Source organism: Pseudomonas sp. URMO17WK12:I11 (assembly GCF_007677725.1).
Lineage (GTDB): Bacteria > Pseudomonadota > Gammaproteobacteria > Pseudomonadales > Pseudomonadaceae > Aquipseudomonas.
Genome location: NZ_VEDF01000002.1, coordinates 510,802 through 535,644 on the forward strand (window position 1 = coordinate 510,802; position 24,843 = coordinate 535,644).

Consider the following 24,843-nt stretch of genomic DNA (forward strand, 5'->3'; position numbering starts at 1 on the left):
CTGTGGATGAATGGCGCACAACAGAAATTAAAGAGGAAAAAATTAAAAAAGCTTTGTTTTTATGTTTATTCTTATGCACAGCAACTTCTGTGGATAACCATCTGTAGGCCTTGAATCCCGTGATCTGTAGAGAAAATAAACCCTGTGGCTTAACCCGCCTGAGGGTTCTGGATAACGGTCTGGAGCCTGTGGATTAAACCGCTATTTACCCACAGACGGATTTGTCCTCAGTGAAAAGGCCCGCTTATCAACTGGGCTGAAGTGGAGTTTTCCACAGAGCTCCTGATCATCGATTTCAGCCTGTGGATGACGCCTACGGATGTCATCTGCCGACGAGCGGTAAATCACAGGCAAAAAAAAGCCGCTCCTGATGGAGCGGCGTGACGCACAGCCTTGTGGATTATTTGCCGATACAGAAGCTGGAGAAAATTCGACCGAGCAGGTCGTCAGAGCTGAACGCGCCGGTTATCTCACCCAGCTGCTGCTGCGCCTGTCGCAAATCCTCGGCCAGTAGCTCGCCGGCGCCGGCCAGGGTCAACTGTGCACGGCCATGTTCCAGGTGCGCACTGGCCTGACGCAATGCATCCAGATGGCGTCGGCGCGCACTGAAACCGCTCTCGGCCGTCTGTTCATAACCCATGCATGCCTTGAGATGATCGCGTAGCAGCTGCAGTCCCTGATCGTCCTGCTTGGCGCTCAGGGTAATGGTGACAGGGCCGTCACTGCCCTGCTCCAGGGCCACGCGCTCACCGCTGAGGTCAGCCTTGTTACGAACCAGCGTGACCTTGCTCGGATCAGGCCGCTGGTCGAGAAATTCAGGCCACAAGGCGAAAGGATCACTTGCTTCAGGTGCGGTGGAGTCGACCACCAGCAACACTCGGTCAGCCTCGCCAATGGCTTTCAAGGCGCGTTCCACACCGATCTTTTCCACATGATCGTCGGTGCTGCGTAAGCCGGCTGTATCGACCACATGCAGCGGCATGCCGTCGATGTGGATATGTTCGCGAAGGATGTCACGGGTGGTGCCAGCAATGTCGGTGACGATGGCCGCTTCGCGTCCGGCCAGTTTGTTCAACAAGCTCGATTTGCCAGCGTTCGGCCTGCCGGCGATGACCACGGTCATGCCATCGCGCAGCAACGCGCCCTGACCCGCTTCGCGCTGCACCTTGGACAACTCGGCACGCACGGTGTCGAGCATGGATAAAACATGGCCATCAGCAAGAAAGTCGATTTCTTCTTCAGGAAAATCGATCGCCGCTTCCACATAGATACGCAGCGCGATCAGTGATTCGGTGAGCTGATGTACGCGTTTGGAAAACTCACCTTGCAGCGAACGCAGTGCGTTGCGAGCCGCCTGACTGGAACTGGCCTCGATCAGGTCGGCGATGGCCTCAGCCTGGGCCAGGTCGAGCTTGTCGTTGAGAAATGCGCGCTCACTGAATTCCCCTGGCCGGGCCAGACGGCAGCCCACTTGTACACACCGTTGCAGCAGCATATCCAGCACCACCGGGCCGCCATGGCCCTGCAGCTCGAGCACATCCTCGCCCGTGAACGAATTCGGCCCGGGGAAGAACAGCGCGATGCCTTCGTCCAGCACCAGGCCCTGCTCATCGCGAAACGGCCCATAGTGAGCGTGGCGGGGCGTCAAATTACGGCCGGTGATCAACTTGCCTGCTTCGCTGGCCAACGGCCCCGACAGACGGACGATACCGACCCCCCCGCGGCCCTGGGCGGTGGCGATGGCAGCGATGGTCTCACGCACAGTAGTCATGTTCGAAAGCCTCTACGACAAAAACGACAGATAGCAAAAACGCCCCCGAAGGAGCGTTTTTATTCACAGGCTAGTGCACCAGCCCGTCATGCAGCGGCTTTTTTGGTCGCTGCTTCGATACGGCGGGTGATGTACCACTGCTGTGCGATCGACAAGCAGTTGTTCACAACCCAGTACAGCACCAGACCTGCCGGGAACCACAGGAAGAAGAAGGTGAAGATGATTGGCATCATTTTCATCACCTTGGCTTGCATCGGATCCGGTGGCGTCGGGTTCAGACGCTGCTGGATGAACATGGTAGCGCCCATGATGATCGGCAGGATGAAGAACGGATCCTTGATCGACAGGTCGGTGATCCACAGGATCCACGGCGCCTGGCGCATCTCGACGCTTTCCAGCAGCACCCAGTACAGCGACAGGAAGACCGGCATCTGCACGAGGATCGGCAGGCAGCCGCCCAGCGGGTTGATCTTCTCTTTCTTGTACAGCTCCATCATCGCCTGGGACATCTTCTGGCGATCGTCACCGAAGCGTTCCTTCAGCGCAGCGAGCTTCGGCGACACGGCACGCATGCGCGCCATGGAGCGGTAGCTGGCCGCCGACAGTGGGAAGAACAGGCCCTTGATGAGCATGGTCAGCACAATGATCGACCAGCCCCAGTTGCCGAGCAGGCTGTGGATATGTTGCAACAGCCAGAAGATCGGCTGAGCGATGAACCACAGGAAGCCGTAGTCGACGGTCAGTTCGAGGCCAGGCGACAGCTCCTTGAGCTTGGACTGGATCTTCGGACCGGCATACAGCATGGCAGTGGTTTCAACCTGGCCGCCAGCCGGTACGCTCAGGGTCGGGCCGGTGTAACCGATGATGTAGTTGCCCTGGCTGTCCTTGCGCGTCTGAACGACATTGTTTTCCGACTTGGCTGGAATCCACGCCGTCACGAAGTAGTGCTGCAGCCAGGCAACCCAGCCACCGGACACATTTTCTTTCAGGCTGCCCTTGTCGATGTCCTTCATCGAGACCTTTTTGTAAGGCTCGGAAGCGGTCCACATGGCCGCACCCAGATAGGTGGCGGTACCGGTGGCAGTGCTCGAGGACGGATCGGAACTGGCATCACGCTTGAGCTGGGCAAACATGTTGCCGTTCCAGGCTTGACCACTCTGGTTGTCGATCAGGTAGCTGACGCCCAGGTCGTACTCACCACGCTTGAAGCTGAAGCGCTTGATGTAGTTGACACCGTTGTCGCTGAACTTCAGATCGACCACCAACTGCTGCTGGCCATCGGCCAACTGGTAGCTTTTCTGCTCGGCGGCATACAGCGGGCGGCCGCTGGAACGTGCATCCGGACCGTTTGCGCCGGTCAGGCCGCTCTGGGCCAGGTATACGCGCTCGCCACCGTTGTCGAACAGCTGGAACGGAATATCCGGATGGTCCTGACGACGTGGATACAGCGGCAGGTTCAGCTGAACGATGTCACCACCAACTGGATCGATAGCCAGGTTCAGGACGTCGGTCTTGACCCTGATCAGGTCCTTGCTGACTGCGACAGGCGCCAGTTCTGCAGGGCTGGATTCGGTAGTGGCGCTTGGCACATCGGCGCTGGCGCTACCGGCCGGAACGCCATCCGGCAATGCCGGTGCAGGGGTGCTGGCAGCAGTATTCTGAGTCGGCAGGGCAGCCTGGCCGTAGTCATCGTTCCATTTCAGGACCATGACGTAGGACACGATTGCCAGGGCGACGATCAGGATCGTGCGTTTAATATCCATGATTACTCGGCTATCGAAGAAGTTCGGGAGGAAGGAGCGGGGGGAACGGGATCGAAACCGCCGTCATTCCACGGATGGCAACGCCCCAGGCGACGAACGGCTAGCCACCCGCCACGCAAGACGCCATGGTTTTCAATGGCTTCAAGAGCGTAACAGGAGCAACTGGGGTAGAAACGACAGTGACTGGCCATCAGTGGGCTGATGGCGTAACGGTAAAACTGGATCGGAACGAGGACCAGTTTACGCATCTTGACTGTCTACCCCTGCGGGATCGGCGTTTGCCGCTGGACTGGGCCGGCTGCGCGCCAGGCGTTTCCAGAGCTTGCCAAAGTGTTGGTGCAATTCCGGGTTTTCTATCTCACCCAATCCCTTGCGCGCGACGATCACTATGTCCAGGCCAGCCAACGAGCGTTGGTTGAGCCGGAAGGAATCGCGCATCAAGCGCTTGAGGCGATTGCGCTGAACGGCGAGCTTGACGCTTTTCTTGCCGATCACCAGGCCAAGGCGCGGGTGATCCAGGCCGTTCTCGCGAGCAAGGATCAGCAGGTTTTTCCCTGGAACCTTGCCGGTTGGGGAGTCGAAGACCGCTTTGAAGTGCCGGGGTGTAAGCAGTCGCTTTTCCCGACTGAAGTCCTGACTCACCACCTGTGCCGAAAAATCAAATGGCCAGACGCTTACGGCCTTTGGCGCGACGACGCGACAGAACAGCACGGCCGTTCTTGGTAGCCATACGGGCACGGAAGCCGTGGGTGCGAGCGCGCTTGATGGTGCTTGGTTGGAAAGTACGTTTCATGGCGTTGTTACCTGGGTTTGTCGACTACGGGCCGGGATGGCCCCCTTTTTAAGAGATCGGCGATTCTAGAGAAAGCAAGCCCGTAGGTCAATTTCCAACCAACCTTTCCTATAGAAGGCGTTGCCCTGGTCATCGCCTGCTCACGGCGTGATCATGCTGGCAAACGGAGGCTAAACATGAAAAATAAGAAGAGGCATATAAAAAGCTTTTCTGAAGAACTTATAAATCTTATGTGGACAACCTTCTGTGGATAAACCTCTGTAGGCCTCTATCCTCGGGCTGTACAGAGTTTTGAAAAGTTGTCTGTTTCCGGTGCTGCGGCTGTGCTGGTCCTGCGCAAAGGCTGTGGACAAGAGATGGGGTTATCCACAGCGGAGTTATCAACAGATTTGCAGGTAGGGTTGTGCATAGCCCTCAGGCGGCGTTATCCACAGGGTTTATTCACAGTGCGATCAAGGTAAATATGCCGGCAAATGGCTGATTAACCACGGCTTCGACCGTTTCCACATGTGGATAAGTCGGCGCTCGCCCGGTACAATGGCGGTTTGTTTTGCCTCATCCGGCTTTAAACTCAGGGGATTTCCGTGTCAGTGGAACTTTGGCAGCAGTGCGTGGAGCTTCTGCGTGACGAACTGCCTACCCAGCAATTCAACACCTGGATCCGTCCGTTACAGGTCGAAGCTGAAGGCGACGAGTTGCGCGTCTACGCGCCCAATCGCTTCGTTCTCGACTGGGTGAATGAAAAGTACCTCGGCCGTCTGCTCGAGCTGTTGGGTGAAAACGGCAGCGGCATCGCGCCTGCCCTTTCCTTATTGATAGGCAGCCGTCGCAGCTCGGCGCCGCGTGCGGCACCCAATGCGCCGGTCAGCGCCGCGATGGCCGCTTCGCTCGCACAGACCCAGGTGCAGCAGACCCCGGCGCCCGCAGCTGCCGCTGTAGCAGAAGCTGCGCCTGCGCCCGCCGCAGAGCCAGTGCACAACGATGTCAGCCAGGCGGTGTCGCGTGACAGTTTCGATTCCATGGCTGATAGCAGTGCTGCGCCTGCCGCCTCCACGCGCACCGAGCAACGGACTGTGCAGGTCGAAGGTGCGCTCAAGCACACTAGCTATTTGAACCGTACCTTTACCTTCGAGACCTTCGTGGAAGGTAAGTCGAACCAGCTGGCCCGCGCTGCCGCCTGGCAGGTGGCCGATAACCCCAAACATGGTTACAACCCGCTGTTCCTTTATGGCGGCGTCGGTTTGGGCAAAACCCACCTCATGCATGCTGTGGGTAACCACCTGCTGAAAAAAAATCCGAATGCCAAGGTGGTCTACCTGCATTCGGAGCGATTCGTCGCCGACATGGTCAAAGCGCTGCAGTTGAACGCGATCAATGAATTCAAGCGCTTCTACCGCTCGGTCGACGCGCTATTGATCGATGACATCCAGTTCTTCGCCCGTAAGGAGCGCTCGCAGGAGGAGTTTTTCCATACCTTCAATGCCCTGCTCGAGGGTGGTCAGCAGGTAATTCTCACCAGCGACCGCTACCCGAAGGAAATCGAAGGTCTTGAGGAACGTCTGAAATCGCGTTTCGGCTGGGGTTTGACGGTTGCCGTCGAACCGCCAGAGTTGGAAACCCGCGTTGCGATCCTGATGAAGAAGGCCGACCAGGCCAAGGTCGAACTGCCGCATGATGCCGCCTTCTTCATCGCTCAGCGCATCCGCTCGAACGTGCGTGAACTCGAAGGGGCCTTGAAGCGGGTCATCGCTCATTCGCACTTCATGGGCCGCGACATCACCATCGAGCTGATCCGCGAATCCTTGAAGGACCTGTTGGCGTTGCAGGACAAACTGGTCAGTGTGGATAACATTCAGCGCACTGTCGCTGAGTACTACAAGATCAAGATCTCCGATCTGTTGTCCAAGCGTCGCTCGCGGTCGGTAGCACGCCCTCGGCAGGTGGCCATGGCCCTGTCCAAAGAGCTGACCAACCACAGCCTTCCAGAGATTGGCGACATGTTCGGTGGACGCGACCACACCACAGTGTTGCACGCCTGTCGCAAGATCAACGAATTGAAAGAATCCGATGCGGATATCCGCGAGGACTACAAGAACCTGCTGCGCACGCTGACGACCTGAGCGTCGCCAGCGCAGCTCATTGAAGGCAAGGGACTAGACCATGCATTTCACCATTCAACGCGAAGCCCTGTTGAAACCTCTGCAACTGGTCGCCGGTGTCGTCGAGCGCCGTCAGACCTTGCCGGTGCTGTCCAACGTCTTGCTGGTCGTACAGGGCCAGCAGCTGTCGTTGACCGGCACCGACCTGGAAGTCGAACTGGTGGGCCGCGTACAACTGGAAGAGCCGGCCGAGCCTGGCGAAATCACTGTGCCGGCGCGCAAGCTCATGGACATCTGCAAGAGCCTGCCAAACGACGTGCTGATCGATATCAAGGTCGATGAGCAAAAGCTCCTGGTCAAGGCTGGGCGCAGCCGCTTCACCCTGTCGACGTTGCCAGCCAATGACTTCCCGACAGTGGAAGAAGGTCCCGGCTCGCTCACCTGCAACCTTGAGCAAAACAAGCTGCGGCGCTTGATCGAACGCACCAGCTTTGCCATGGCGCAGCAGGACGTTCGCTACTACCTCAACGGTATGCTTCTGGAAGTATCGCGCAACACGCTGCGCGCAGTGTCCACCGATGGCCACCGCTTGGCACTCTGCTCGATGAGTGCACCGATCGAACAGGATGACCGCCACCAGGTGATCGTCCCGCGCAAAGGGATTCTCGAACTGGCGCGCCTGCTTACAGATCCAGAAGGCATGGTCAGCATCGTCTTGGGCCAGCACCACATCCGCGCTACTACCGGCGAGTTTACTTTCACCTCCAAGCTCGTTGATGGCAAATTCCCGGACTATGAGCGCGTGCTGCCTAAAGGCGGTGACAAGTTGGTGATCGGCGATCGTCAGGCGCTGCGGGAAGCATTCAGCCGCACCGCGATTCTGTCCAACGAAAAGTACCGCGGCATTCGTCTACAACTGGCCGCTGGCCAGCTGAAGATTCAGGCGAACAACCCTGAGCAGGAAGAGGCTGAGGAAGAAATCAGCGTTGACTACGATGGTAGCTCGCTGGAGATCGGCTTCAACGTGAGCTATTTGTTGGACGTACTGGGCGTGATGACCACCGAGCAGGTTCGTCTGATCCTGTCCGATTCCAACAGCAGTGCGCTGTTGCAGGAGGCTGGCAATGATGATTCTTCTTATGTTGTCATGCCGATGCGTCTGTAACTTGTAGCAGGCGACATGTCCCTTCTCCGTATCATGGTCACCGCGGTGCGCAATCTGCACCCGGTGACGCTCTCACCCTCTCCTCGCATCAACATCCTCTACGGCGCCAACGGCAGCGGCAAGACCAGCGTGCTTGAGGCCGTGCACCTGCTAGGGCTGGCTCGGTCGTTTCGCAGCACCCGGCTCAACCCGGTCATTCAGTACGAGCAAGCGGCCTGTACCGTTTTCGGTGAGGTGCAGCTGGCCGAGGGAGGCAGCAGTAACTTGGGTGTATATCGCGAGCGGGCGGGCGAGTTCACCATTCGCATCGATGGCCAGAACGCCAGAAGTGCTGCTCAACTGGCCGAGTTGCTGCCATTGCAACTGATCAACCCGGACAGTTTTCGCCTGTTGGAAGGCGCTCCAAAGATCAGAAGGCAGTTCCTCGACTGGGGAGTGTTCCACGTGGAACCTCGGTTTCTCCCAGCCTGGCAACGCCTTCAGAAGGCATTGCGGCAGCGGAACTCATGGTTGCGGCATGGTACACTTGACCCAGCTTCGCAAGCCGCCTGGGACCGGGAGTTATGCCTGGCCAGCGCGGAAATAGATGAATACCGTCGCAATTACATCAAGGCCTTGAAGCCCGTCTTCGAGCAAACCCTGAGCGAGCTGGTTGAGCTGGACGGGCTGACCCTGAGCTATTACCGAGGCTGGGACAAGGACCGCGAACTGCAAGAAGTACTCGCATCCTCTCTCCTTCGCGATCAGCAAATGGGCCATACCCAGGCCGGCCCACAGCGTGCTGATCTGCGTTTACGTCTGGCTGCCAACAACGCAGCAGACATTCTCTCCCGCGGTCAGCAAAAACTGGTGGTCTGCGCCCTGCGCATTGCCCAGGGGCACCTCGTTAGCCAGGCAAGACGCGGCCAGTGTATTTATCTCGTTGACGACCTGCCGTCCGAGCTGGATGACCAGCATCGCCGCGCATTGTGCCGCTTGCTTGAAGAATTACGCTGCCAAGTGTTCATCACTTGTGTAGATCAAGAATTACTGAGGGAAGGCTGGCAGAAGGATACGCCGGTTGCTTTGTTCCACGTGGAACAGGGCCGTATCACCCAGACCCACGACCATCGGGAGTGAAGGCATGAGCGAAAATCAAACGTACGACTCCTCCAGCATCAAGGTGCTGAAAGGTTTGGACGCCGTACGCAAGCGTCCCGGCATGTATATTGGCGACACCGATGATGGTAGCGGCCTGCACCACATGGTCTTCGAAGTGGTCGACAACTCGATCGACGAAGCCCTCGCAGGGCACTGCGACGACATTACTGTCATCATCCACCCGGACGAGTCCATCAGCGTGCGCGACAACGGTCGCGGCATTCCGGTCGATGTGCATAAAGAAGAAGGCGTATCCGCAGCCGAGGTCATCATGACCGTGCTGCATGCCGGCGGTAAGTTCGACGACAACTCGTACAAAGTTTCCGGTGGCTTGCACGGCGTGGGTGTGTCGGTGGTTAACGCGCTTTCTGAAAAGCTCGTCCTGACCGTACGCCGCAGTGGCAAGATCTGGGAACAGACCTATGTCCACGGTGTGCCTCAGGCACCGATGGCGATCGTTGGCGACAGTGAGACCACGGGTACTCACATCCACTTCAAACCCTCGGCTGAGACGTTCAAGAACATTCATTTCAGCTGGGATATTCTGGCAAAGCGGATCCGTGAACTGTCCTTCCTCAACTCCGGCGTTGGCATCCTGCTTAAGGATGAGCGTTCGGGTAAGGAAGAATTCTTCAAATACGAGGGTGGCCTGAGCGCGTTCGTCGAGTATCTCAACACCAACAAAACGCCGATCAACTCCCAGGTCTTCCACTTCAATGTGCAGCGTGAAGATGGCGTGGGCGTAGAGATCGCCCTGCAGTGGAACGACAGCTTCAACGAAAACCTGCTGTGCTTCACCAACAACATTCCGCAGCGTGACGGTGGTACCCACTTGGTGGGCTTCCGCTCGTCGCTGACCCGTAGCCTCAACAGCTACATCGAGCAGGAAGGTTTGGCGAAGAAGAACAAGGTTGCCACGACCGGTGACGACGCCCGTGAGGGGCTCACCGCGATCATTTCGGTCAAAGTGCCTGATCCAAAGTTCAGCTCCCAGACTAAAGACAAGCTGGTCTCCTCGGAAGTGAAAACCGCCGTGGAACAAGAGATGAACAAATACTTCGCTGATTTCCTGTTGGAAAATCCTAACGAAGCCAAAGCCGTAGTCGGCAAGATGATCGATGCTGCCCGCGCCCGTGAGGCGGCACGCAAAGCCCGTGAAATGACCCGTCGTAAGGGCGCGTTGGATATCGCAGGCTTGCCAGGCAAGTTGGCTGACTGCCAGGAGAAGGACCCTGCCCTCTCCGAACTGTATCTGGTCGAGGGTGACTCCGCAGGTGGCTCGGCCAAACAAGGGCGTAACCGCCGCACCCAGGCGATCCTGCCCCTCAAAGGCAAGATCCTGAACGTCGAGAAAGCGCGCTTCGACAAGATGATCTCGTCCCAGGAAGTGGGTACGTTGATCACGGCGTTGGGCTGCGGGATCGGCCGCGAAGAGTACAATATCGACAAGTTGCGCTATCACAACATCATCATCATGACCGATGCTGACGTTGACGGTTCGCACATCCGCACGCTGTTGCTGACCTTCTTCTTCCGTCAGTTGCCGGAGTTGGTCGAGCGGGGCTACATCTACATTGCTCAGCCGCCGTTGTACAAGGTCAAGAAAGGCAAGCAGGAGCAGTACATCAAGGATGACGAGGCCATGGAAGAATACATGACCCAGTCGGCCCTCGAAGATGCCAGCCTGCACCTGGACGAATCGGCGCCAGCCGTTTCGGGCGTTCAGTTGGAAACCTTGGTGAACGAATTCCGCAGCGTGATGAAGACACTCAAGCGTCTGTCTCGTCTGTATCCGCAAGACATCACCGAGCACTTCATCTACTTGCCGGAAGTGACCCTGGAGCAGTTGGGTGACCACGGCGTGATGCAGGCTTGGCTCGCCAAGTTCCAACAGCGCCTCGATCATTGCCAATCTTCGGGCTTGGCCTACAAAGCAAGCCTGCGCGAAGACAAAGAGCGAAATGTCTGGCTGCCGGAAGTCGAGGTCACTTCCCACGGGCTGGCCAGCTACGTGACCTTCAACCGCGACTTCTTCGGCAGCAATGACTACCGTACGGTCGTCAACATCGGGGCCAAGTTGTCGACCCTGCTGGGTGAAGGTGCGTACGTGAAGCGCGGTGAGCGTCGCAAATCGATCACCGAGTTCAAGGAAGCACTGGACTGGCTGATGAACGAGAGCACCAAGCGCCACACCATTCAGCGTTATAAGGGTCTGGGCGAAATGAACCCTGAGCAGCTGTGGGAAACCACGATGGACCCAACCGTGCGTCGCATGCTCAAGGTAACCATCGAGGATGCGATTGCCGCCGACCAGATCTTCAACACCTTGATGGGCGATGCGGTGGAACCGCGTCGCGACTTCATCGAGAGCAACGCGCTGTCGGTGTCGAACCTGGACTTCTGATCAGCGAGTGCTAATCAAGCCGCTCAACTCAAGCCCGCGTTAGCGGGCTTTTTTATGAGCATCAGCGGTGGTCGCTGATGCTTGGCCAAAAGCGGAATGTTCCACGTGGAACGCATTGGCGCGAGAGGGAGTTTCGCTTCTTCAGTTACTCGCGCATAGGCGTCATAGACCCAACGCTTTCAAGCGACGATAGAGTGTCCGCTCACTCAAACCCAAGTGGCGAGCCAGCTCGCTGCGTGAACCGTTGAAGCGCTCCAGCGCCTCTGCAAGTTCGCTCAAGTCGCTACCTTTTCTGCGCTGAACATCTTTCCCGCGCTGCGCCGGACTGATGTCTTCGGGCAGATGCTCGGGACGGATCAAGCCGTCATCGGCGAATAGCTGCGCCCTGTCGAGGATATTGCGCAGCTCGCGAATGTTTCCTGGAAAGCTGTGCAGCTTCAGTTGTTGCAGCGCGGCGTGGGACAGGCTTGGCGCCGGTTCGCCGGTCATCCTGTGTAGCAGGGTTTCAGCCAGCAACGGCAGATCATCCACCCGCTCGCGCAAGGCCGGCAGGTGAATGGGAAACGCGCTGATGCGGTAGTACAAGTCTTCGCGGAACGTCCCATCGCTCACCATTCGCTTCAGCGGCTTGTGCGTAGCTGAAACCAGGCGGAAGTCGGAATGTACCGTCCGTAGGCTACCTACCGGCCGGAAACTGCCTGACTCGATCAGACGCAGCAGTTTCACCTGCATTGGCAGCGGCACCTCACCGATCTCATCAAGGAACAGTGTGCCGCCATGTGCTGCTTCGGCCAGGCCTATCTTGCGTTGCGTGGCACCGGTGAATGCACCCTTCTCGTAACCAAACAGCTCGCTTTCAAAAAGTGATTCGGTCAGCCCGGTGCAGTCGACGATCACCAACGGCCCGGTGGCTCGCGTGCTCCCCATGTGGATGGCCCGGGCGAACAATTCCTTGCCGGTGCCGGACTCGCCCTGCAACAACACCGGTATCTGCGACGGCGCTGCGCGCTGGAGGCTGGCCAGAGCGGTCTTGAAGGCCGGCGCTCGTCCGACCAGGCCTTGCTGCTGGGGTTGTGCCGAGGCCAGCGTAATGCGGCTGAGACGCTCGACGAACGCCACCACCCTACCCTGTTGATCGAGAATTGGGCGAAGCTCCACATCGACATGTTCCGGCCCGCGTGGGGTGTGATGGATGTGCAACACGCGCTCGGGCACCTTGCTTTGCCACGCCTTGCGCATCGGGCAGTCCTCCCCGGCCTGGTCGCAAGGTACGGCGTAGTGGTGGGAAACGCGGTGACATTTCTCGCCCAGCGGTGCCTGTTCGTCACGGCCAAACTGGCGACGGTAAGCCGCATTGGCCGCCAGGATGTTGTAATCAGTGTCCAGCACGATCGTGGGTACGGCGTCGTGCTCCAGGTAGGACACCAGGGCTAGGATGAGTGGATGAGCTTCGAGCATGACGACACCGGTGGATGAACCTCAGGCAGCGTACCAAGGACTGCCAAACACTGCCATTGACTGACAGCCCACTGCCAAGCTGACTGCCGTTTTCTGCTTCTGCAGAGGTCCAAGAGCAGTAAAAGCCCCTGCACAGTAGTGTTTCCGGCCTGGCATACATCTTGATGAGCCCTTCCCACTGCTGCGGCTGTCTACGGCGCAGCGGATCTATGGAGAACGTGATGATCATCGGTACTAACCTTCACGTGGACGCCTTCTATGACGAGGCAACCTCGACCGTCAGCTATCTGCTGATGGACCAACAAACCCGACACTGTGCCTTGGTGGACAGCGTGCTGGACTATGACCCCAAGTCTGGACGCACCTCCAGCGTTTCCGCCGATCGGCTTGTCGAACGTGTCATTGCACTGGGCGCCAAGGTACAGTGGCTGTTGGAAACCCATGTTCACGCTGATCACCTTTCGGCAGCGGCCTATCTCAAGGCCAAGCTTGGCGGGAGCATCGCCATAGGCGCGAACATTACCCAGGTACAGAAAGTCTTCGGGGCGCTGTTCAATGCCGAAGCTGGCTTCGCGCGCAATGGCAGCCAGTTCGACGTCTTGTTCGAAGACGAAGAAGGGTTCCGCATCGGCAACCTGCGAGCTCGGGCGCTGCATACGCCAGGTCACACTCCAGCGTGCATGAGCTACCTGGTGGAGGACGCCGGGGAGCAGGCGTTGTTCGTTGGCGATACCCTCTTCATGCCAGACTACGGCACCGCGCGTTGCGACTTCCCTGGTGCCGATGCGCGCACGCTGTACAGGTCGATCCTTCGGCTTCTGGCATTTCCAGACCGCACCCAACTGTTCATGTGCCATGACTACCTGCCTGGTGGGCGGCCCCTGCGCTACCTCACCACCGTGGCCGAACAACGCGCCAGCAACATTCACGTCCGCCATGGCATAGACGAAGACAGCTTCGTCAGCATGCGCGAGGCCCGCGACAAGACGCTGGACATGCCCCTGCTCCTGTTGCCATCGGTGCAGGTGAACATGCGCGGCGGACAACTGCCCGAGCCTGAAGAGAATGGTGTCAGTTATCTGAAGATACCCCTCAACAAACTCTGAATGCTTCGGCCCCATCACTCGAGAGATCTGCCATGCCTGCCAATCACGACCACCACAAGGTGGTCATCGTCGGTGCCGGTGCTGCCGGCATCGCCACTGCTGCGAGCCTCATCGCCCGCGACCCCTCGCTCGACATCGCGCTGATCGACCCTGCCGATGTGCACTATTACCAGCCAGGCTGGACCATGGTCGGCGCAGGCGTGTTTCAGGCGCCAAGCACAGCCCGACCCATGCAATCGGTCATTCCCCGAGGTGTGCGCTGGATCCAGGCGCACGTGCAGGGGTTCGATCCGTCAGGTCAAACAGTCCTGCTCGCAGGCGGCCGCGCCATCAGCTATGAGCAATTGGTGGTGTGCCCAGGGCTGAAGCTCGACTGGCAGGCCATCGATGGCCTTGCCCAGACCTTGGGCCGCAATGGTGTGACCTCGAACTACCGCTACGACCTGGCGCCCTACACGTGGCAGCTTGTGCGGAGCCTCAAGCAAGGGCGGGCACTGTTCACCCAACCGCCCATGCCGATCAAATGCGCGGGTGCCCCGCAAAAGGCGCTGTACCTGGCGTGCGATTACTGGCGGCAAAACGGGAGGCTTGGCCAGGTCAAGGCCAGCTTCTGCACTGCCGGCAACGTGCTGTTCGGGGTGTCCGAGTACGTACCTGCCTTGATGAGCTACATCGACAAGTACGCTGTAGATCTGAGGTTCAGTCAGCGTCTGGTAGCGGTGGATGGAGCGAATCGCACCGCTACCTTCGCCTGTAATTTGCCAGACGGGAGCGTCGAGCACCGCACTGAAGCATTCGACATGCTGCACGTGGTACCGCCGCAAGTCGCGCCAGACTTCATTGCCCAGAGTGCGTTGGCAGATGCGACCGGCTGGGTCGATGTCGACCCCCATACCCTGCGCCACCGGCGCTTCGACAACATCCATGCCTTGGGCGATGTGGCCAATACCAGCAACGCCAAGACCGCCGCGGCTGCACGCAAGCAGGCGCCGGTGGTGGCCAACAATGTGCTGGTGGCATTGGGCCGGTTGCCAACGCTTGCGCATTACGACGGTTATGGTTCGTGCCCATTGACCGTTGAGCGGGGCAAGATCGTCCTGGCTGAATTCACCTACGGCGGCACGTTGGCGCCGAGTTTTCCGGGCTGGCTGCTCGACGGCCGTCAACCCACCCGCCTGGCATGGCTGCTCAAGGCGCGCGTGCTGCCTGCGCTCTATTGGCAAGCGATGCTCAAAGGTCGTGAGTGGCTGGCGCGACCGAAACCACTGCGGGCCGAGGGCGCTGAGTGATCGAGCATCAGCTACTGGGCGCAGCACTGGGTGCCATCATCGGTGCGGTACTGGCGCTGACCGGCGCGGGCGGTGGCATCCTGGCTGTGCCGCTGCTGGTGTTCGGCCTGGGCCTTTCGATGGTCGAAGCCGCCCCGATCGGCCTGCTGGCCGTAGGGCTGGCTGCTGGGGTCGGCGCTGTGCTGGGCTTGCGCGAAGGTCGAGTGCGTTACCGCGCTGCGTTGTTCATTGCCGCCATCGGTGTGGCAGCCGCGCCGCTCGGTTTGCTGCTCGCCCATCGTTTGCCGAATGCGCCGCTGGCGTTGCTGTTCGCAGGTGTGTTGGGCTACGCATGCCTACGCACCTGGCGTAAGGCTGCCAAAGCGTTACGCGGTGAGCATGACAGTGCGCATCGGTTCATCGAGCCCTGCGTGCTCAATCCCCTGCAAGGCCGCCTACGCTGGACCTTGCCATGTGCGCGTGCACTGGCGTTGACGGGTGCGGTGTCTGGGTTGCTCTCGGGCCTGCTAGGGGTGGGAGGCGGTTTCGTCATCATTCCAGCATTGAACCGCTACACCAACCTGCGCATGGAAAGCATCGTGGCGACGTCGCTTGCAGTCATCGCCTTGGTTTCGGCTGGCAGCGTGGTCAGCGCCAGCGTCAGTGGCCTGTTGCACTGGTGGATCGGTGGGCCTTTCGCCCTTGGGGCGGTAGTCGGGTTGCTGCTGGCCAGGCCTTGGACCAGCAGGATCGCCGGCCCCCGCTTGCAGCAACTGTTCGCGCTGGCGGGCTGGACCGCAGCGCTATTGTTGGCGGCCAGGGTGCTATGGCGCTAGCAAGGCATCCTGCTCCTGCGCGCACAGCTCCAGCAAGTAGTCCCAGACCACTCGCAGGCGTACCGACTTGTGCAGTTCGCGACGGGTACAGATCCAGTAACTGCGCTGGATGGTTTCGCTGGGCAGCACCCGCACCAGTGCCGGATCATGCCGAGCCATGTAATTGGGCAGCACGGCGATGCCCAGCCCTGCCCGCGCCGCGATCTGCTGTGCGATCACGCTGGTACTGCGAAACGCCACGCTCGGAGCACGGCAGAAGCTGTTGAGAAACAGCAGCTCCTGGCTGAACAGCAAGTCGTCGACATAGCCGATCCAGCTATGACGAGCCAGGTCGTCGCGGTTGCGCAGCGGCGGAGCGCGGTCCAGGTACTCCTGGCTTGCGTACAACGCCAGACGATAATCGGTGAGTTTGCGGGTGATCAGCAGATCGGCGTTGGGCCGTTCCAGATGAATGCTGATCTCCGCTTCGCGATTGAGGATGCTGACGAAGCGCGGCACGGCCACCAGCTCGACTTCCAGGCCCGGATAGCGCGCGAACAGCTCGTGCATGCGTGGGGTGAAGAACATGATGCCGATGCCCTCGGTCACCCCCAGGCGAATCTTGCCCAGCGGGGTGAGCGCCTGGGTGATTTCCTCCTGCGCCAGCAGCGCTACATTTTCCATCGCCTCGGCATGTTTGAGCAGCGCCTGGCCCGATGGCGTGAGCGCGTAACCCTGGGCGTGCTGCACGAACAGTGGCGTGCCCAGGCTTTTCTCGATGCTCTCGATATGCCGGGCCACCGTGCTATGGGTGGTATTGAGCCGCTTCGCCGCTGTCAGTAGCCGGCCACTGCGCTGCAATTCGAGAAAAAACCGCAGATCGTTCCAGTCGAACATGCTTGTCCTTTTTGGCAGTTCGTTGCGGCCGGTTGATGTGCCTGTGCAATAAGGCACACATGGCCGGATCGGCTCAGATGCTGTGCTAAAACGCACAACGGCTGCGCGAAATCGCGTGTTTCATTAGCGAAATTACTCACTAAGATGAAACACGACAAGAATAATAATCAGGCGCGAGGTCGCACATGCCATCAGCCGATTCTGTCTACGACTACGTGGTCGTGGGCGCCGGTCCCGCCGGTTGCCTGCTGGCCAACCGTCTGTCCGCCGACCCTGCCAGCCGGGTGCTATTGCTCGAAGCGGGTGGTCGTGACAATTACCCATGGATTCACATCCCCGTGGGCTACTTGTATTGCATCAACAATCCGCGCACCGATTGGTGCTTCAAAACCGAGGCGCAAGCAGGGCTGGACGGCCGAGCGTTGGGCTATCCGCGCGGCAAGGTCCTGGGTGGCTGCTCGTCGATCAACGGCATGATCTACATGCGTGGCCAGGCGGCGGATTACGATCACTGGGCCGAACTGGGCAATGCGGGCTGGGCCTGGAAGGATGTCTTGCCCCTGTTCAAGGCCAGCGAAAATCACTTCGCCGGCGCTTGCGAGCATCATGGCAGCGAGGGTGAATGGCGCGTCGAGCGTCAGCGCTACAGCTGGCCAATCCTCGAGGCGTTTCGTGACGCTGCCGAGCAGACTGGCATTGCCAAGGTCGAGGATTTCAACACGGGCGACAATCAGGGCTGTGGCTATTTTCAGGTTAACCAGCGCAGCGGCGTGCGCTGGAATGCCGCCAAGGCGTTTCTACGGCCAGTCAAGGATCGCCCGAACCTCACGGTACTGACCGGGGTGCAGGTCGACCAGGTGTTGTTGAGCAACACCCGCGCCCGCGCCGTCAGGGCGTTGTGGCAAGGCCAATGGCATGAGTTCGGCGCCCGACGCGAGATCATTCTCTGCGCGGGCGCGGTAGGCTCCCCGGGCATACTCCAGCGCTCTGGTATCGGGCCGCGCATTTTGCTTGAGCGCTTGGGTATCGGTGTGCGGCATGATATGCCAGGTGTCGGCAGTAACTTGCAAGATCACCTGCAGCTACGGCTGATCTATCAGATTCGCAACGCTCGCACGCTTAACCAGATGGCCGGCAGCCTATGGGGCAAGATGGGCATGGGGCTGCGTTATCTCTATGATCGCAGCGGGCCACTGGCCATGGCCCCGAGCCAGCTGGGCGCGTTTGTGCGCTCCAGCCCGGAACAGGCGACGCCCAACCTGCAATACCATGTGCAACCGCTATCGCTGGAGCGTTTTGGCGAACCGCTGCATGCGTTCCCCGCTTTCACGGCATCGGTATGCAACCTGCGGCCGGCGAGTCGTGGGCGCATCGACATTCGCGATGCCGACATGCACAGCGCGCCGTTGATCGACCCCAATTACCTGAGCGACCCCCAAGACCTGCGCGTGGCGGCCGACGCCATTCGCCTCACCCGGCGCATCGTCCAGGCCCCTGCCCTCGCCGCCTATGGGCCGCAGGAGTATTTGCCAGGCCCGTCGCTGCAAAGCGAGCTGGCGTTGTTCGAGGCAGCAGGCAAGATCGGCACGACGATTTTCCATCCAGTCGGCACCTGCCGCATGGGCAATAGCGCAATGGACGTTGTGGATAACCAGTTGCGCGTCCACGGCGTACCCGGCCTGCGCGTGGCGGATGCCTCGATCATGCCGCAGATCACCTCGGGCAACACCTGTTCCCCTACCCTCATGATCGCCGAGAAGGCGGCCCAACTGATCCTCGAAGGAGCGGCGACCCAGACCTACCTGAACCACGACGCGATACCGACGCCCTGACCCGGGTGTGTGCAACACCGGCAGCTGGCGGTCAGCAGCAGCCGACAGTGGAACAACAAGAATAATCACTGTGGCCTGCGGGCCGAGGACAGCAACGATGTCGGATTACATCCAAGAGCAGGGTGCAACGTCGAGCACATCCAGCCGGCGTGAAGAGCGCAAGATCATCTTCGCGTCGTCATTGGGTACCGTGTTCGAGTGGTATGACTTTTTTCTGTACGGTGCGCTGGCGGCGGTCATCAGCAAGCAGTTCTTCGCTGGCGTGAATGACACCACCGCCTTCATCTTTGCCCTGATGGCTTTCGCTGCAGGCTTTCTGGTGCGACCGTTCGGGGCGCTGGTATTCGGTCGCCTGGGTGACATGATCGGGCGCAAGTACACCTTCCTCGTCACCATCGTGCTGATGGGCCTGTCGACCTTCGCCGTGGGCCTACTGCCCACCTATGCCAGCATCGGTATCGCCGCGCCCATCATCCTGGTGGTATTGCGCATGCTGCAGGGGCTGGCACTGGGCGGTGAATACGGCGGCGCCGCGACCTATGTGGCTGAACACGCACCGCCAGGCAAACGAGGGTTCCACACGGGCTTCATCCAGTCCACGGCCACACTGGGTCTGCTGTTGTCGCTGCTGGTGGTCCTGGGTAGCCGCTATGTCACCGGCGACGAATTCGAGACCTGGGGCTGGCGTTTGCCATTCTTGCTGTCGATCGTGCTGCTGGGGATCTCGACCTGGATTCGCATGAGCATGCATGAATCTCCGGCCTTCGTGAAAATGAAAGCCCAAGGCAAGATCAGCAAGTCGCCGATCCGCGAATCGTTCACCTCCTGGCCCAATCTCAAGGTGGTGCTGACGGCACTGTTCAGCATCAATGCCGGGCAAGCCGTGACTTTCTACACCGCGCAGTTCTACGTGCTGTTCTTCATGACGCAGATGCTCAAGATGGATCCGGCGCAAGCCAATACGCTGTTGATCATCAGCGTGGTGATCGGCGCGCCGTTCTTCGTGTTCTTCGGCTGGTTGTCCGACCGTATTGGCCGTAAACCGATCCTGATGCTCGGTTTGCTGCTGGCCACCGTGCTGTATTTCCCGATGTTCAAGGCGCTGAGCCACTATGCCAACCCGCAGATCGACGCTGCCAGCCGTCAAGCACCCATCGTGGTGACGGCCGATCCCCAGGGCTGCACATTCCAGTTCGACCCGGTAGGCAAGGCGCGCTTCGACAGCCCGTGCGATAAGGTCAAGACCTTCCTGGTCAAGCAGGGCCTGCCTTACAGTTCGGTAAACGTGGCCGGTAGCGAAGTTGTGGTGAACATCGGTGACAAGTCGATCAATGGCTTCGACGAGAGCGCAATGCGCGCGGCGATCGAACAGGCTGGGTACCCGGCCAAGGCTGATCCGGGGCAGGTCAACCAGGTCATGGTGGTGGTGTTGATCGTTGCCATGATCCTGATCGCGACCATGACCTATGGGCCACTGGCTGCAGTAATGGTCGAGTTGTTCCCCACCCGTATCCGCTATACCTCCATGTCCCTGCCCTATCACATCGGTAACGGCTGGTTCGGGGGCTTCCTGCCGACTGTGTCGTTTGCCTTGGTCGTTTACACCGGCGATATCTTCTACGGCCTGTGGTATCCGGTGCTGGTGACCGGGATCAGCCTGATCGTGGGGATTTTCTGCCTGAAGGAAACCAAGGACGTCGACATCGACAAAGTCTGAAAGCAGGCATAAAAAAACCGGCTTAAGCGCCGGTTTTTTTATGCCGTGGAAAAACTTATGCACGTTTTTCGAGAAAATTCAGTACAGAGAAATATGTAGTTATTTCAAACGCTTAGAAGTGATTCCCGACACGTTATCAAAAAACTGCTCACAACTTATCCACAGATGCTCAGGCGATTTTCTGCGCCACCGTCTCGTCAATGGGTGGCAGCGACCCCAGCGCGCGCTGAGTGGCTTCGTTCCAGGCTGCCGCGCGATCATTGAGCTCGGCAATCGCCCGCGGTCCTGTGCCTTCGGCGTACATTGGCTGGCCAATCACGACCTCGATGGTGCCGGCGCGTTTGCCCCAGCCAGTCTTTGGCCAGAACTTGCCGGCGTTGTGAGCAATTGGCAGAACCGGCAGGCCAGCGTTGACCGCCAGCGCCGTACCGCCGCGGGAGAATTTGCCCACGGTGCCGAACGGCACCCGGGTGCCCTCCGGAAAGATCAGCACCCAGGTTTTCTGCTTGAGCAGTTCATCACCCTTGCTCGCCACCTGGCGCAACGCTTCCTTCGGATTATCGCGGTTGATCGCGATCGGACGCAGCATGGCCATTGCCCAACCGAAGAACGGCACATAGAGCAGCTCACGCTTGAGCACTTGGCTAAGGGGCGAAAAGTACTGGGAGAGGAAGAACGTCTCCCAGGTGCTCTGGTGGTTGGACAGGATCACGCAGGGCTCGCTGGGTACGTTTTCAGCGCCGGTGATCTTGTAATCGATGCCCAAAATCGTGCGCGTCAGGAAAATTGCGCAACGACACCAGTAGACGTTGATGAATCTGTAGCGCTTGGGAAACGACAAGAACGGAGCGACAAAAAAGCTCAGCGAGCACCACAGCAGCGAACTGGTGCCCAGCAGCAGGTAAAAAAGAAAGACTCTGATCGCCTGCAGGATCGACATAGTGGCAAGTACCGTTGCGGGTCAGGCCCGCCTGGGAAAAAACGCCCCATCAGGGGCATCGTTTAAATAAGTTGACTGGCGATAGCCGCCAGATCGTCGAAAATCAGCGTGTTGTCTGCAACCCCTTTAGCCAGGGTTCGCTCACCCTTGCCGGTTTTCACCAGCACGGGTTGCGCACCGACGGCCAAGGCCGCTTGCAGATCACCCGAACTGTCGCCCACGAACCAGATACCTTGCAGAGGCACCTGGTAATGTTCGGCGATGGTTCGCAGCATGCCGGGCTTGGGTTTGCGGCAATCGCAGCCTTCATCCGGCCCGTGCGGGCAGTACACGATCAGCCCGACTTCGCCACCCTGCGCTGCCACCAGTTCGCGCAAGCGCGCATGCATGGCATGCAAGGTGTCGAGTGGGTAGTAGCCACGGGCGATGCCGGACTGGTTGGTGGCCACCGCCACCGTCCAGCCAGCCTTGCTCAACTGCGCGATGGCCTCGATCGATCCGGGGATCGGAACCCATTCTTCCAGCGTCTTGATGTAGGCGTCGGAGTCGTAGTTGATCACCCCGTCACGATCGAGAATCAGCAGTTTCAAGGCTTACCCCAGCAGCGAAATGTCGGCCACGCCCAGGAACAGGCCCCGCAGGCGGCTCAATAACGCGTAACGGTTGGCACGTACCTTGGCGTCCTCGGCGTTGACCATCACGGCCTCGAAGAAGGCATCGACCGGATCACGCAGCGCCGCCAGGCGGGCCAGCGACTCACTGTACTGGCGTGCGGCAGCCATTGGTTGAACCGCTTGGTCGGCCTGCTGAATGGCCGAGTACAGCGAGAACTCGTTGGCGTTGTCGAAGTACTTCGGCTCGACCTGCTCGGCAATGGCACCTTCGGCCTTGCTCAGCAGATTCGATACGCGCTTGTTCACGGCTGCCAGGGCTTCGGCCTCAGGCAATTTACGGAACGCCTGCACGGCCTGCACGCGCTGGTCGAAGTCCAGCGCCGAAGCAGGTTTCAAGGCACGCACCGACAGGTAGGTGGCAACGTCGATGCCTTCGTCCTCATAACGCGCGCGCAGGCGGTCGAAGATGAACTCCAGCACTTGCTCTGCCAGACCCGCAGCCTTGATCTTGGCGCCGAACTGCTTGACCGCGAAGTCGACGGCAGTGGCCAGGTCCAGGTCGAGTTGCTTCTCGATCAGGATGCGCAATACACCCAGCGCTGCGCGACGCAGGGCATACGGGTCTTTGCTGCCGGTGGGTAGCATGCCGATACCAAAGATGCCGACCAGGGTGTCGAGTTTGTCGGCGATGGCCACGGCAGCGCCGGTCAGCGTCTGCGGCAATTCGGCGCCAGCACCGCGCGGCATGTATTGCTCGTTCAGGGCCAGGGCGACGTCTTCCGGCTCGCCGTCGTTCAAGGCGTAATAATAGCCAGCCACCCCCTGCATTTCAGGGAACTCGCCAACCATCTCGGTGGCCAGGTCGCACTTGGACAGCAGGCCGGCGCGACCAGCGCGTTGGGCGTCACCGCCGATCAACGGGGCAATGAACGCGGCCAATTTGGAGACGCGCTCGGCCTTGTCGTAGAGGCTGCCCAACTGAGCCTGGAATACCACGTTCTTCAGGCGCTCGTTGAAGCTCGCCAGCGGCTGCTTCTTGTCCTGCTTGAAGAAGAACTCGGCGTCGGTCAGGCGTGGACGCACGACCTTCTCGTTACCTTGCACGATCTGCTGCGGGTCGCGGCTTTCGACGTTGGCCACGGTGATGAAGCGCGGCAGCAGTTTGCCTTCGCCGTCGAGCAGGCAGAAGTATTTCTGGTTGTCCTGCATGGTGGTGATCAGCGCCTCTTGCGGCACTTCGAGGAAGCGTTCCTCGAACGAGCACACCAGCGGCACTGGCCACTCGACCAGGGCGGTCACTTCGTCCAGCAGCGCCGGCGGCACGATGGCGGTGCCTTCCTGCTGCATGGCCAGCTCTGCGGTACGCTTGCCGATCAACTCGCGGCGTTCGGCGAAGTCGGCCAGTACATAGGCCTTGCGCAGGTCTTCGACGTAGTTGGCCGGAGTGGTGATAAGCACGTTGTGCGGATGGTGGAAGCGGTGACCGCGCGATTCCCGGCCGGCTTTTTGCGACAGGATGGTGCAGTCGATCACTTGATCACCCAGCAGCATCACCAGCCATTGGGCCGGGCGCACGAACTCTTCACGGCTGGCTGCCCAACGCATGCGCTTGGGAATCGGCAGGTCGTTGAGCGAATCTTCGACGATGGTCGGCAGCAGGCTGGCGGTCGCCTTGCCCGGAATGTGCTGGGAGAAGCGCAGCTTGGCACCGCTCTGGTCGATTTCGGAAAGGTCGACACCGCACTTCTTGGCAAAGCCCAAGGCCGCCTGGGTCGGCTCGCCGGCTGCGTTGAACGCGGCTTGCAGGGGCGGGCCATCGATGTTGATGCTGCGATCAGGCTGCTGTACGTCCAGGCCACGCAGCAGCACGGCCAGGCGCCGCGGCGCCGCATAGACCTGCTTGCCGGTGTAGTTCAGGCCAGCAGCCTGCAAGCCTTTCTCGATGCCTGCCAGGAAGGCGTCGCCGAGGCTGGCCAGGGCTTTGGGAGGCAGCTCTTCGGTGCCCAGTTCTACCAGGAAATCTTGAGCACTCATTGTGCAGCCTCCAGCTTCGCCAACACTTCGTCACGCAGTTCAGGGGTGGCCATCGGGAAGCCCAGACGGGCACGGGCCTGCAGATAGCTTTGCGCCACGTCCCGCGCCAGGGTACGCACACGCAGGATGTAGCGCTGGCGCTCGGTTACCGAGATGGCGCGGCGGGCGTCCAGCAGGTTGAAAGTATGCGAGGCCTTCAGGACCATTTCATAGGTCGGCAGCGGCAGCTCCAGCTTGATCAGGCGGTTGGCTTCGCTTTCATAGAAGTCGAAGAGCTCGAACAGCTTGTCGACATTGGCGTGTTCGAAGTTGTAGGTCGATTGCTCGACTTCGTTCTGATGGAACACATCGCCATAGGTGACCTTGCCGAACGGACCGTCGGCCCACACCAGGTCGTACACCGAGTCGACACCCTGGATGTACATGGCCAGGCGCTCGAGGCCGTAGGTGATTTCACCGGTTACCGGATAGCACTCGATGCCGCCAACCTGCTGGAAGTAGGTGAACTGGGTGACCTCCATGCCGTTGAGCCAGATTTCCCAGCCCAGGCCCCAGGCGCCCAGGGTCGGCGATTCCCAGTTGTCTTCGACGAAGCGGATGTCGTGGACCAGGGGATCGAGGCCAATGGCCTTCAACGAGCCCAGGTACAGCTCCTGGAAGTTGGCCGGGTTGGGCTTGAGCACGACCTGGAACTGGTAGTAGTGCTGCAGGCGGTTGGGGTTTTCGCCATACCGCCCGTCGGCAGGGCGACGGCTTGGCTGCACATAGGCGGCGTTCCAGGTTTCTGGACCCACGGCGCGCAGGAAGGTAGCGGTGTGGAAAGTGCCGGCGCCTACTTCCATATCGTAGGGCTGGAGCACCACACAACCCTGAGCTGCCCAGTAGTTTTGCAGGGCGAGGATCAGGTCTTGGAAGGTACGCACGGCTGGCGTAGGCTGGCTCACGAAATTCACCTGTATCTGGGGATGCGGATGTAAAGAGCGGGAGTATAACCTGATTCGCCTCGCCCTCTACTGATTGGAGCCTT

Annotated in this window: 20 protein-coding genes; 9 read left to right on the forward strand and 11 right to left on the reverse strand. The window is 59.7% G+C overall.

What is annotated here, in order from left to right:
* Positions 1 to 400 precede the first annotated feature (400 nt).
* The 5 genes from mnmE to rpmH all read right to left on the reverse strand — a co-directional run bounded on the left by mnmE (position 401) and on the right by rpmH (position 4,327).
* Entirely contained in the window at positions 401 to 1,771 is a 1,371-nt protein-coding gene (mnmE, locus tag FS665_RS05635) for a tRNA uridine-5-carboxymethylaminomethyl(34) synthesis GTPase MnmE (protein WP_145184650.1), read from the reverse strand.
* Between the two features lie 86 nt (positions 1,772 to 1,857).
* Positions 1,858 to 3,534: a membrane protein insertase YidC gene (gene yidC, locus FS665_RS05640; RefSeq protein WP_145184653.1), complete on the reverse strand. Its 1,677-nt coding sequence runs from the start codon at positions 3,532 to 3,534 to the stop codon at positions 1,858 to 1,860.
* Between the two features lie 2 nt (positions 3,535 to 3,536).
* Positions 3,537 to 3,782, reverse strand: coding sequence for a membrane protein insertion efficiency factor YidD (yidD, locus tag FS665_RS05645; protein ID WP_145184656.1), 246 nt, complete (start codon positions 3,780 to 3,782; stop codon positions 3,537 to 3,539).
* The gene (gene rnpA / locus FS665_RS05650; RefSeq protein WP_145184991.1) at positions 3,775 to 4,179 is read right to left on the reverse strand and encodes a ribonuclease P protein component; all 405 of its coding nucleotides are present in this window, start codon (positions 4,177 to 4,179) and stop codon (positions 3,775 to 3,777) included. The genes yidD and rnpA overlap by 8 nt, the downstream gene beginning before the upstream one ends.
* A 13-nt stretch (positions 4,180 to 4,192) precedes the next feature.
* Positions 4,193 to 4,327, reverse strand: a complete 135-nt coding sequence (rpmH, locus tag FS665_RS05655) for a 50S ribosomal protein L34 (protein WP_003253163.1) — start codon at positions 4,325 to 4,327, stop codon at positions 4,193 to 4,195.
* Between the two features lie 584 nt (positions 4,328 to 4,911).
* Here rpmH and dnaA point away from each other — a divergent pair.
* Genes dnaA through gyrB form a run of 4 tightly spaced genes read left to right on the forward strand, consistent with a single transcriptional unit; the run spans position 4,912 to position 11,135 of the window.
* Positions 4,912 to 6,447, forward strand: a complete 1,536-nt coding sequence (gene dnaA, locus FS665_RS05660) for a chromosomal replication initiator protein DnaA (RefSeq protein WP_145184659.1) — start codon at positions 4,912 to 4,914, stop codon at positions 6,445 to 6,447.
* Positions 6,448 to 6,487: 40 nt separating this feature from the next.
* On the forward strand, positions 6,488 to 7,591 hold the full coding sequence (dnaN, locus tag FS665_RS05665) for a DNA polymerase III subunit beta (RefSeq protein ID WP_145184662.1): 1,104 nt from the start codon (positions 6,488 to 6,490) through the stop codon (positions 7,589 to 7,591).
* Positions 7,592 to 7,606: 15 nt separating this feature from the next.
* On the forward strand, positions 7,607 to 8,710 hold the full coding sequence (gene recF / locus FS665_RS05670) for a DNA replication/repair protein RecF (RefSeq protein ID WP_145184665.1): 1,104 nt from the start codon (positions 7,607 to 7,609) through the stop codon (positions 8,708 to 8,710).
* 4 nt (positions 8,711 to 8,714) lie between these two features.
* Positions 8,715 to 11,135: a DNA topoisomerase (ATP-hydrolyzing) subunit B gene (gene gyrB / locus FS665_RS05675; protein ID WP_145184668.1), complete on the forward strand. Its 2,421-nt coding sequence runs from the start codon at positions 8,715 to 8,717 to the stop codon at positions 11,133 to 11,135.
* Between the two features lie 162 nt (positions 11,136 to 11,297).
* Here gyrB and FS665_RS05680 read toward each other — a convergent pair whose 3' ends face one another.
* On the reverse strand, positions 11,298 to 12,593 hold the full coding sequence (locus tag FS665_RS05680) for a sigma-54-dependent Fis family transcriptional regulator (protein WP_145184674.1): 1,296 nt from the start codon (positions 12,591 to 12,593) through the stop codon (positions 11,298 to 11,300).
* A 221-nt stretch (positions 12,594 to 12,814) separates the two neighbouring features.
* Between FS665_RS05680 and FS665_RS05685 the strand changes: the two genes are divergently transcribed.
* Genes FS665_RS05685 through FS665_RS05695 form a run of 3 tightly spaced genes read left to right on the forward strand, consistent with a single transcriptional unit; the run spans position 12,815 to position 15,803 of the window.
* Entirely contained in the window at positions 12,815 to 13,699 is an 885-nt protein-coding gene (locus tag FS665_RS05685; protein ID WP_145184676.1) for an MBL fold metallo-hydrolase, read from the forward strand.
* 32 nt (positions 13,700 to 13,731) lie between these two features.
* Positions 13,732 to 14,988: an FAD/NAD(P)-binding oxidoreductase gene (locus FS665_RS05690; RefSeq protein WP_145184678.1), complete on the forward strand. Its 1,257-nt coding sequence runs from the start codon at positions 13,732 to 13,734 to the stop codon at positions 14,986 to 14,988.
* Positions 14,985 to 15,803 carry a sulfite exporter TauE/SafE family protein gene (locus FS665_RS05695; protein ID WP_145184680.1) on the forward strand — a complete coding sequence of 273 codons (819 nt, stop codon included), beginning with the start codon at positions 14,985 to 14,987 and terminating at the stop codon, positions 15,801 to 15,803. The genes FS665_RS05690 and FS665_RS05695 overlap by 4 nt, the downstream gene beginning before the upstream one ends.
* Here the strand turns inward: FS665_RS05695 and FS665_RS05700 are convergent.
* Positions 15,792 to 16,679 carry a LysR family transcriptional regulator gene (locus tag FS665_RS05700; RefSeq protein WP_145184682.1) on the reverse strand — a complete coding sequence of 296 codons (888 nt, stop codon included), beginning with the start codon at positions 16,677 to 16,679 and terminating at the stop codon, positions 15,792 to 15,794. The genes FS665_RS05695 and FS665_RS05700 overlap by 12 nt on opposite strands.
* 185 nt (positions 16,680 to 16,864) lie before the next feature.
* On the opposite strand from FS665_RS05700, the gene FS665_RS05705 reads away from it, so the two are divergent.
* Both FS665_RS05705 and FS665_RS05710 read left to right on the forward strand, forming a co-directional pair.
* Entirely contained in the window at positions 16,865 to 18,511 is a 1,647-nt protein-coding gene (locus FS665_RS05705; protein WP_145184684.1) for a GMC family oxidoreductase, read from the forward strand.
* A 97-nt stretch (positions 18,512 to 18,608) separates the two neighbouring features.
* Positions 18,609 to 20,228, forward strand: a complete 1,620-nt coding sequence (locus FS665_RS05710; RefSeq protein ID WP_145184686.1) for an MFS transporter — start codon at positions 18,609 to 18,611, stop codon at positions 20,226 to 20,228.
* 169 nt (positions 20,229 to 20,397) lie between these two features.
* Here FS665_RS05710 and FS665_RS05715 read toward each other — a convergent pair whose 3' ends face one another.
* From FS665_RS05715 to glyQ, 4 genes are all read right to left on the reverse strand, one after another.
* Positions 20,398 to 21,168 carry a 1-acyl-sn-glycerol-3-phosphate acyltransferase gene (locus FS665_RS05715; RefSeq protein WP_145184688.1) on the reverse strand — a complete coding sequence of 257 codons (771 nt, stop codon included), beginning with the start codon at positions 21,166 to 21,168 and terminating at the stop codon, positions 20,398 to 20,400.
* Positions 21,169 to 21,230: 62 nt separating this feature from the next.
* The gene (gene gmhB, locus FS665_RS05720) at positions 21,231 to 21,758 is read right to left on the reverse strand and encodes a D-glycero-beta-D-manno-heptose 1,7-bisphosphate 7-phosphatase (protein ID WP_145184691.1); all 528 of its coding nucleotides are present in this window, start codon (positions 21,756 to 21,758) and stop codon (positions 21,231 to 21,233) included.
* A gap of 3 nt (positions 21,759 to 21,761) precedes the next feature.
* Positions 21,762 to 23,816: a glycine--tRNA ligase subunit beta gene (glyS, locus tag FS665_RS05725; RefSeq protein ID WP_145184695.1), complete on the reverse strand. Its 2,055-nt coding sequence runs from the start codon at positions 23,814 to 23,816 to the stop codon at positions 21,762 to 21,764.
* On the reverse strand, positions 23,813 to 24,760 hold the full coding sequence (gene glyQ, locus FS665_RS05730; protein WP_003253126.1) for a glycine--tRNA ligase subunit alpha: 948 nt from the start codon (positions 24,758 to 24,760) through the stop codon (positions 23,813 to 23,815). Before glyQ ends, glyS begins: the two co-directional genes overlap by 4 nt.
* Between the last annotated feature and the right edge of the window lie 83 nt (positions 24,761 to 24,843).